Annotated in this window: 7 protein-coding genes, 1 pseudogene and 1 other annotated feature; of the genes and pseudogenes, 3 read left to right on the top strand and 5 right to left on the bottom strand. The window is 63.4% G+C overall.

The features are described from left to right. The 3 genes from Q7T84_RS10800 to Q7T84_RS10790 all read right to left on the bottom strand — a co-directional run. On the bottom strand, positions 1-494 hold a 494-nt coding region (locus Q7T84_RS10800), incomplete at its 3' end, for a Na+/H+ antiporter NhaA (RefSeq protein WP_304808623.1). 175 nt (positions 495-669) lie between these two features. Beyond that, on the bottom strand, positions 670-1,524 hold the full coding sequence (locus Q7T84_RS10795; protein ID WP_304808621.1) for a hypothetical protein: 855 nt from the start codon (positions 1,522-1,524) through the stop codon (positions 670-672). Between the two features lie 226 nt (positions 1,525-1,750). Next, entirely contained in the window at positions 1,751-2,107 is a 357-nt protein-coding gene (locus tag Q7T84_RS10790) for an MAPEG family protein (protein WP_304808619.1), read from the bottom strand. 269 nt (positions 2,108-2,376) lie between these two features. Here Q7T84_RS10790 and Q7T84_RS10785 point away from each other — a divergent pair, with 269 nt between their 5' ends. Further along, positions 2,377-3,708 carry a nodulation protein NfeD gene (locus Q7T84_RS10785; protein ID WP_304808617.1) on the top strand — a complete coding sequence of 444 codons (1,332 nt, stop codon included), beginning with the start codon at positions 2,377-2,379 and terminating at the stop codon, positions 3,706-3,708. A gap of 16 nt (positions 3,709-3,724) precedes the next feature. Beyond that, positions 3,725-4,486 carry a slipin family protein gene (locus Q7T84_RS10780; protein WP_304808615.1) on the top strand — a complete coding sequence of 254 codons (762 nt, stop codon included), beginning with the start codon at positions 3,725-3,727 and terminating at the stop codon, positions 4,484-4,486. A 347-nt stretch (positions 4,487-4,833) separates the two neighbouring features. Here Q7T84_RS10780 and Q7T84_RS10775 read toward each other — a convergent pair whose 3' ends face one another. Continuing rightward, the gene (locus Q7T84_RS10775; RefSeq protein WP_304808613.1) at positions 4,834-6,312 is read right to left on the bottom strand and encodes a SulP family inorganic anion transporter; all 1,479 of its coding nucleotides are present in this window, start codon (positions 6,310-6,312) and stop codon (positions 4,834-4,836) included. A 60-nt stretch (positions 6,313-6,372) separates the two neighbouring features. Next, positions 6,373-6,428, bottom strand: a sequence feature (sul1 is cis-regulatory element that is thought to sense ions involved in sulfur or methionine metabolism; They are found in Alphaproteobacteria). A gap of 223 nt (positions 6,429-6,651) precedes the next feature. Between Q7T84_RS10775 and Q7T84_RS10770 the strand changes: the two genes are divergently transcribed. After that, positions 6,652-7,032, top strand: coding sequence for a hypothetical protein (locus Q7T84_RS10770; protein WP_304808611.1), 381 nt, complete (start codon positions 6,652-6,654; stop codon positions 7,030-7,032). A 65-nt stretch (positions 7,033-7,097) separates the two neighbouring features. Here Q7T84_RS10770 and Q7T84_RS10765 read toward each other — a convergent pair. Continuing rightward, positions 7,098-7,502, bottom strand: a pseudogene (locus Q7T84_RS10765) (hypothetical protein); the annotation flags it as partial.

Below are 7,502 nucleotides of genomic sequence, written 5' to 3'. Positions count from 1 at the left end.
GCGCCGAGGTCGTCAATGATGGCGAGCGCCGTCAGAAACACCTTGAGGGATACCGGGACACGCGACCCGAGCAAGGACAGAATGCCAAGAGCGAAGGCGATATCGGTGGCGGCGGGGATCGCCCAACCATGTGTCGTCGTCGGGTCGCCGCGTTGAACAGCGAGGTAAACGATCGCCGGAGCGATCATGCCGCCCGCGGCGGCGACGCCGGGAAGGATACGCCGCGACCAGGTCGATAGCTGTCCGTCCAGGACCTCGCGCTTGATTTCCAGGCCAACCAACAGGAAGAACATGGCCATCAGACCATCATTGATCCAGTGCAAGACATCCAGGCCAGCGACCGGGGTATGGAGTGTCCTGAAGTAGACGCTCGCTAGTGGTGAGTTGGCGACGATGATCGCCACCATGGCGACGGCCATGAGGATCAAGCCGCCGGCGGCCTCGCTGACGAAAAAGCTACGCAGCGCTGAGCGCGGTCGTGAATGGCTTGCCATCTATACCCTGAAGCTTGAGTGCGGTCGGTCTACCAGTCGCACTTAGCTGCGTCATTGGGTTCCGAAACCCCGCCGTCAAACACCTCGTGATGTGGCTGCGCGGCCTAGCAAAACGGCCGCTGAGGCCGGCAGTCCGTCGCCTGATATTCGCATGGGCGGCCAGCACCACTGGACGCTATTTGGACTGGGGGCTGGACGCTTTTGCGTCCAGGAGGCGCCAATGGTCGAAGACGGCGGGCGATTGAGCCTTCAGAGAGTCGCGTAGCTGCTCCATCGGAGCTTGGGTCTCTCGAATGCCGCCGCGGGTAGGCCTGTCAACATCAATGATCAGAAGGAATGACATGCCAAGTAACGCCAGCATGATGGCTGCTGACCCCCGTCCGCGTCGTCCCACGAGGACGTAGCCAAGGACGGCGGCGGTGACCACGATATAGATGATCAGGACGACGAAGACCTCGGTGGGTACGTGAACCATGCGAGCCGCCTTCCGGGCGGTGTCGAGATCAATAAGGGCGTTCATCGAATCCACGTAGGCGCTCGAAAAGTCGAGATCCTCGATTGTCACGAAAGCCGAAGCGGTCGCGGCCCAAAGCTCAGTGATGAGCCGGTCATTTTCTTTGAGAAGCGGCGCGTTTCGGCCCGGCCCGGCTTTGGCCAGAACGAGGCGATTGTCCGTATATTCGACGAGAAGCCGAGACAGGCGGGTTCGGTGGGGTTCGCCGAGGAGCTGAGAGCGTAGATAGGCGGTGCCGATGGCGTTAGCCTCCTCGACGACCAACGCGCGTCGGGTCTCATACCGGTCGACTGCGAGCGCAAAGGTGAAGCCAAGCAACAGCGCCAGCAGGCCCAACACCGCCGACACGACATAGGTCTCTTGGCCGTCCTCGACATCGTTGGCTGCGGCCTTGAACCGATCATGTCGCTCGCGAAGTTTCGCGCCGCCAATGACCGCAAGCACCATCAGGCCAAGCCCGACCGCGCCTAAGACCGCCAAGGGTGCGCTGTCCACCCAGCTTGTGAGAAGGTTCATGGATGCCTCCGCAAAGCACTGTGTGGCAGGTCAGTTCGGTGAAATACGGGCTGAAACCCTCAACCCGACCCGAAAAACTGCTAGTAGGCGGATCCTGGCGGGCAGAGCGGTCGCAAGAGGTGAGCTCTCATCGCGCCGGGTTCCGCGCATGGCGAGGTCTGGTGCTCGGCGGCGTTACAAGCGCGCCCGGAACGACCTCCTGCTCCTGGGCCTACGTCGCAGAAGCTCACAGGACGACCTGGGCCATCACCAGGGTTAGGCCGAGCGTGGCGATATTCCAGCTCAACGTGCGCAGCCAGGGGATGCCCCAGACATAGAGCGGGAGGTAGATGAAGCGGCCGGTCAGATAGAGCACCGCGCCCGCAGCGCTGACCGGGCCGGCCTCGCCGAGAGCATCGACTATGAGCGCCGCAGCGACGAAAATTGGAAACGTCTCAAGAAAATTGCGTTGTGCGCGGTCCAGCCGACCTGCAACGCCGATGCGTCGAACGTCCTCGTCGCGCGGCCCGACGGTGTAGCGATTGCCCGCCTGAGCCTTGAAGCTGAAGGATGCGGCCGCCATGTGGACGAGCCCGAGCGCCATGGCCAAATAAAGGCATCAGAATTCAAGAGGCACCATTTGTTCTCCAGATGAGAATCGGCAGTCCAATACTGCCGTCCAACGCCCGTTCATACATAATCTCGTGATGTATGGGCGCGGATGGAGAGAACAGGGTTGTGACGCCCGGCCTGAGGTGTCAATCTCTTGTCATGACCTCGCGCGAGGCAACCTCTCGCCGAGGCGCTGTTCGCCGCAATTTGCTTCGACTGTTCTGGGTTTTGTTGATTGCGGTGGGCTTCGCCGCGGCCTCCATGGCCGCCGCCCCACGGAGCGGTCGCCTCGCCGTCGTGCTGCACCTCGACGGCGTACTTGGTCCTGCAAGCGCTGACTACTTCGCACGTGGACTTGCCACGGCCAGGAGCCGCGGGGCCGTGGTCGTCGTATTGCGCTTGGACACGCCTGGCGGCCTCGACACCTCCATGCGCGAGATGATCAAGGAGATCATCGCCTCGCCGGTCCCGGTCGCAACTTATGTCGCGCCGGGCGGCGCGCGCGCCGCGAGCGCTGGGACGTACATTCTCTTCGCCAGTCATGTCGCTGCCATGGCGCCTGGCACGAACCTTGGGGCGGCGACCCCCATTGAAATCGGCGCTCTTCCCGGACTGCAACCGCGCGAGACGCCGGTGACGCCCGGCGCCAAGGGGAGCCCGGCGGCGCCAAAGGCAGAAGCGCCGCAGCCCGCGGTCGACACGGTGAAGGCCAAGGCGATCAATGACGCTGTGGCCTATATTCGCGCGTTGGCGGAACTGCGCGGACGAAACGCCGACTGGGCGGAGCGGGCCGTACGGGAAGCTGCAAGCCTCGGCGCAGCCGCGGCGGCGCGGGAGAATGTGATCGACTTCACCGCGCGCGATGTCGCCGAAGTTCTGAAGAAGACCGATGGCCGCAGGGTCATTGTGGACGGCGCGCTGATGACCCTTTCGACGGGCGGCTTGGCCATCGAGGAACTCCGCCCTGATTGGCGTCACCGGCTGCTGGCGGTGCTCGCCAACCCCAATGTCGCGCTCATCCTGATGATGGTCGGAATCTACGGCCTGCTGTTTGAATTCATGAACCCAGGATCGCTCTATCCGGGCGTGATCGGGGCGATCAGCCTCCTCGTCGGGCTATACGCTCTGGCCATTCTGCCCGTGAACTACGTCGGGTTGGCGCTGGTTCTCGTTGGGATCGGGCTAATGGTCGCCGAAGCCTATGCGCCTTCGTTCGGGGTGCTCGGCATCGGGGGTGTGGCGGCCTTCCTGCTGGGCGGCATGATCCTGATCGATACGCAGGCGCCCGGCTTCGCTCTCTCGCTTCCGCTCCTCGCCAGCCTGGCGGCGATGAGCCTCGCCTTCAGCCTGCTGGTCCTGAGGCTGGCGTTTGTCTCGCGTCGCCGGCCCGTCGTGAGCGGACGCGAGGAGATGTTGAACGGCTTCGGGCGGGTCCTCGACTGGGAAAACGGGAGTGGCCACGTTTTCACGCGCAGCGAGCGTTGGCGCGCGGTTTCAGACGCGCCGCTTACGCCCGGAAATCGGGTGCGGACGTTGGCGATCGACGGCCTCACCCTGACAGTGGCGCCGGACGATCGCGACGATCCCCTTTAGCCGAGGAGCATTTTCAATGCTGACCACTCTCGTCGTCTACGTTCCCATCATTATCCTACTGTTGGTCGTGTTCGCTGCGGCGATCAAAATCTTGCGCGAATACGTGCGTGGCGTGGTCTTCACTCTTGGGCGTTTCACAGGGGTGAAGGGACCCGGGCTCATTCTGCTGATCCCCTTCGTCCAACAGATGGTTCGCGTCGACCTGCGCACCATCGTTCTGGATGTTCCCGCCCAGGACGTCATCTCGCGCGATAACGTGTCGGTGAAGGTCAATGCTGTGCTCTATTTCCGCGTTATCGACCCCGAGCGCGCGACCATCCAGGTCGAGAACTACATGCAGGCCACCAGCCAACTCGCCCAAACCACCTTGCGCTCGGTGCTTGGCAAGCACGACCTCGACGAGATGCTGGCCGAGCGCGACAAGCTCAACAACGATATCCAGGAGATCCTCGACGCCCAGACCGACGCCTGGGGCGTCAAGGTGGCCAACGTCGAGATCAAACACGTCGACATCGACGAGAGCATGATCCGCGTCATCGCTCGTCAGGCCGAGGCGGAACGTGAACGCCGAGCGAAGGTCATCAGCGCCGAGGGCGAGCAGCAGGCCGCTCAGAAGCTATATGAGGCCGCTGTAATCCTTGGCCAGCAGCCGGAAGCCATGCAGCTACGCTATCTTGGCGCGCTCTCCGTCATCGCCAACGACCGTAGCAACACCATCGTGTTTCCCTTCCCGTTGGAGGTCGGAGCAGCTCTGTCGGGGTTTGGTGCTAAGAAATAGGCGGGCTAGCCGCCGAGCAACCGGCCGGGCCGATATGCCCACGGTCGGCGGCGCGGCCTTCCGTGCGGATTGAAATCAAGCCATCGACATAGGACAATCGGGTGGTTCTGTCGGGTCCCACACGAGACGGAATGCGCCGGCCTCAACGGGGGGCGAGGTCGACGCGCTTTCTAGGCGTAGCCACTGAACTGCGGGCCTGTTCCCGGCCAACTGGAATGCTACGAACGTGACGCGCGCCCGCCCGTTCGACGCGTCAGCGCTTTTCGGGCCATGTACATCCGTTGCCGAGCGCCGACAGCATTCCGTCGGACCTGGTAGCGCGAATATGGGCATATGTGGCTCCGCCATTAGTGGGAGCCCGGCGACGGGAGCCAAGCTCTGTTGTGGCGCCCGACCTTGTCGATGAGGGACTGTGTTGCGCTGTTCACGCTCGTCACCTCGACCACGGCGCCCTGCCGGCGGTACCGAAAAATGACCTTGTCGATGGCCGCGACGCCGGTGAGGTCCCAGATGTGGGCATCGGAGAGGTCGATCTCGACCCGCTTGGGGTGTCCATGGTGCTCGAAGCTGGCCGCGAACAGGTCCGCCGAGGCGAAGAACAACTGACCTGCGACGACGTAGCGGAGTTCACCTTCGGGCGCGGCGGCCTCGCGCACCTCGATGGTCTTTCCGACCTTGCGCATGAAGAATACCGCGCTGAGGATCACGCCGAGAACGACGCCCTTTGAGAGGTCGTGGGTCGCCACGACTGTGGCCGTGGTTGCGATCATGACGATCGAGGACTGCAACGGCGTCGACCGTAGACGCAGTAACGAGCTCCAATCGAACGTACCAACGGAGACCATGATCATCACCGCCACCAGGGCGGCCATGGGAATGCGCGCCACCCAATCTTGAAGGACCAAGATGAGGAAGAGTAGGAGCAGCCCGGCCCACAGGGTGGAAAGGCGGCCCCGGGCCCCCGATGTGACGTTAATGATCGACTGACCGATCATCGCGCAGCCGGCCATGCCGCCGAAGAGGCCCGAGGCGATATTGGCGACGCCCTGGCCGCGGGTTTCGCGATCTTTGTCAGACGGCGTATCGGTGATGTCGTCGATCAGGTTTGCGGTCAGCAAGCTCTCAAGAAGGCCCACGAAGGCGAGCGTCGCCGAGACGGGCGCGATGATGGCCAGGGTCTCCCAGGTCAACGGGACGCTCGGTAGATGGAGCATTGGCAGTGTGGTCGGCATCTGCCCCATGTCGCCGACTGTGCGAACATCGATGTTGGCGAGGATGGCGAAGACGCTGAGCGTCACAATAGCTACCAGGGCCGAGGGAACGGCCTTCGTGAGCAAGGGGAAGCCGTAAATGATCACCAGCCCGGCGCCGACCATGGCGAGGGTTTGCCAGTTGGCGCCGATCAACTCCGGCATCTGGGCTAGGAAGATGAGGATGGCCAGCGAGTTGACGAAGCCGGTCATCACGCTTCTCGATACAAACTTGATGTAGCGCCCCAGTCTCAAGACGCCGATCACGATCTGGAAGGCGCCGCACAGGATTGAGGCCGCGAAGAGATATTCCAGGCCATGCTGCCTGACGAGCGTCACCATTAGGAGGGCCATGGCCCCCGTGGCGGCTGAGATCATCGCCGGACGGCCGCCGACGAAGGCGATCGTCACGGCGATGATGCACGAGGCGTAGAGCCCGACGGCGGGATCGACCCCGGCGATGATCGAAAAGGCGATCGCCTCTGGGATCAAGGCCAGGGCGACAACCGTGCCCGCAAGCAGGTCACGGCGGGGATTGGCGAGCCATTGCTGGCGCGCATTGGCGACGAGCGACATGGGAACTTGTAATCAATGATCGTCGTCTCGCCTCGAAAGGCCGAAGATCTACGACGGTCAGGTTTCCCGGGGGATCGGCGCCCAGGCTAGCCACCCGGGTCGACCCCGAGTCCAAACGAGGGTCCGTGATGCGGGGTGACGCCTGCTATTGCAAGATCAGATTGTTGATTGCTTCGCAGACTAGGTCCGCTCGCGCCTGCCGCGCGAAATGTCGGCCCGTCGATAAACCGCGTGCGCTCTGGAAGCGCTTGGGCCGCGCGATGAGGGGGTGGCCAGGGGCGTTGATCAAATCTCGATGAGCGGTGGGACGATAGCGCCCCTCGGCGCTAGGCTAGCAATATGAGCGGACCCGACGAGAATATGACCCGCTGGGCGCGGGAGCGACGCGAGGAGCGTCAGGAGGCGAATAGTCACCAAGTCTACGTCCGATGTGACGGCGAGACGAAGCAGCCGTTACTCGGTTGGGGCGGCATAACTCTGCAGTCTTCCGACAACGTGCGCGGCTCCCGCGACCTGGAGATCGATCTGCGCCCCGTCCTGCTTGGCCTCGTGGAAGTCCGGGCGCTCTTGTCTACCGAGCCGATTTCGGCCGGGAGGGCGCACACCAAGAAGGCCTACCTGTACACTACGCCTAACGCCCTGCGCGAATTGGCCAAACAACTTCTCGACACGGCCGATGCAGCCGATGAGTTGCGCGTAAGGCCAAAGCCGGTGCGCTAGCGCGCGAGTGGGCGGGCCGCCGCCTAAAGACCACCGGCGCGCACCAAGTGCAGCATTGTGGTCAGCTAGCGGCCGGAGACCCGATAGGCCGGCGCAAGTGTCGCCGTGACGGGCTTGTCTTGGTGACGCAGAGGCGCTGGCTTGGCCAACGTGACCCCACGAAGCGATGGGGGAGGGGCGTGTTCTTCCCGTTTTCGCTCTGCGGCCGCTGCGGCCTCCGGTTCGAGGGGCGAAGGAAGTGATGCCGCCGATTGTTGAGCAGACGGATCCGATCGGAGCGCGAGTTTCAGCAGCCGTGGCGCCTCCACCGCCCAGAACCGGTCCTCTCGGGCCTTGTTTGACCTGGGATCGGGCGGCGGCGGGTCGCGGTGGCGGTCGCCGATCATTCTTGCGGGCAAGTTGGGCCAGCGCGTCGCGTCAAGCTTGGCGCCGTCGAGGATGATTTTGGTGAGTTTCTCCTGCGTGGTCCG

Source organism: Phenylobacterium sp., assembly GCF_030654915.1.
Lineage (GTDB): Bacteria > Pseudomonadota > Alphaproteobacteria > Caulobacterales > Caulobacteraceae > Phenylobacterium.
Note: the sequence above shows the minus strand (reverse complement) of the source record. Positions and strands in the feature narration are given on the sequence as shown.

Bases quoted from the DNA above. Each gene is read 5' to 3' on its own strand.
- Q7T84_RS10795 (WP_304808621.1), bottom strand. From the start codon at position 1,524: ATGAACCTTCTCACAAGCTGGGTGGACAGCGCACCCTTGGCGGTCTTA.
- Q7T84_RS10790 (WP_304808619.1), bottom strand. From the start codon at position 2,107: ATGGCGCTCGGGCTCGTCCACATGGCGGCCGCATCCTTCAGCTTCAAG.
- Q7T84_RS10785 (WP_304808617.1), top strand. From the start codon at position 2,377: ATGGCCGCCGCCCCACGGAGCGGTCGCCTCGCCGTCGTGCTGCACCTC.
- Q7T84_RS10780 (WP_304808615.1), top strand. From the start codon at position 3,725: ATGCTGACCACTCTCGTCGTCTACGTTCCCATCATTATCCTACTGTTG.
- Q7T84_RS10775 (WP_304808613.1), bottom strand. From the start codon at position 6,312: ATGTCGCTCGTCGCCAATGCGCGCCAGCAATGGCTCGCCAATCCCCGC.
- Q7T84_RS10770 (WP_304808611.1), top strand. From the start codon at position 6,652: ATGAGCGGACCCGACGAGAATATGACCCGCTGGGCGCGGGAGCGACGC.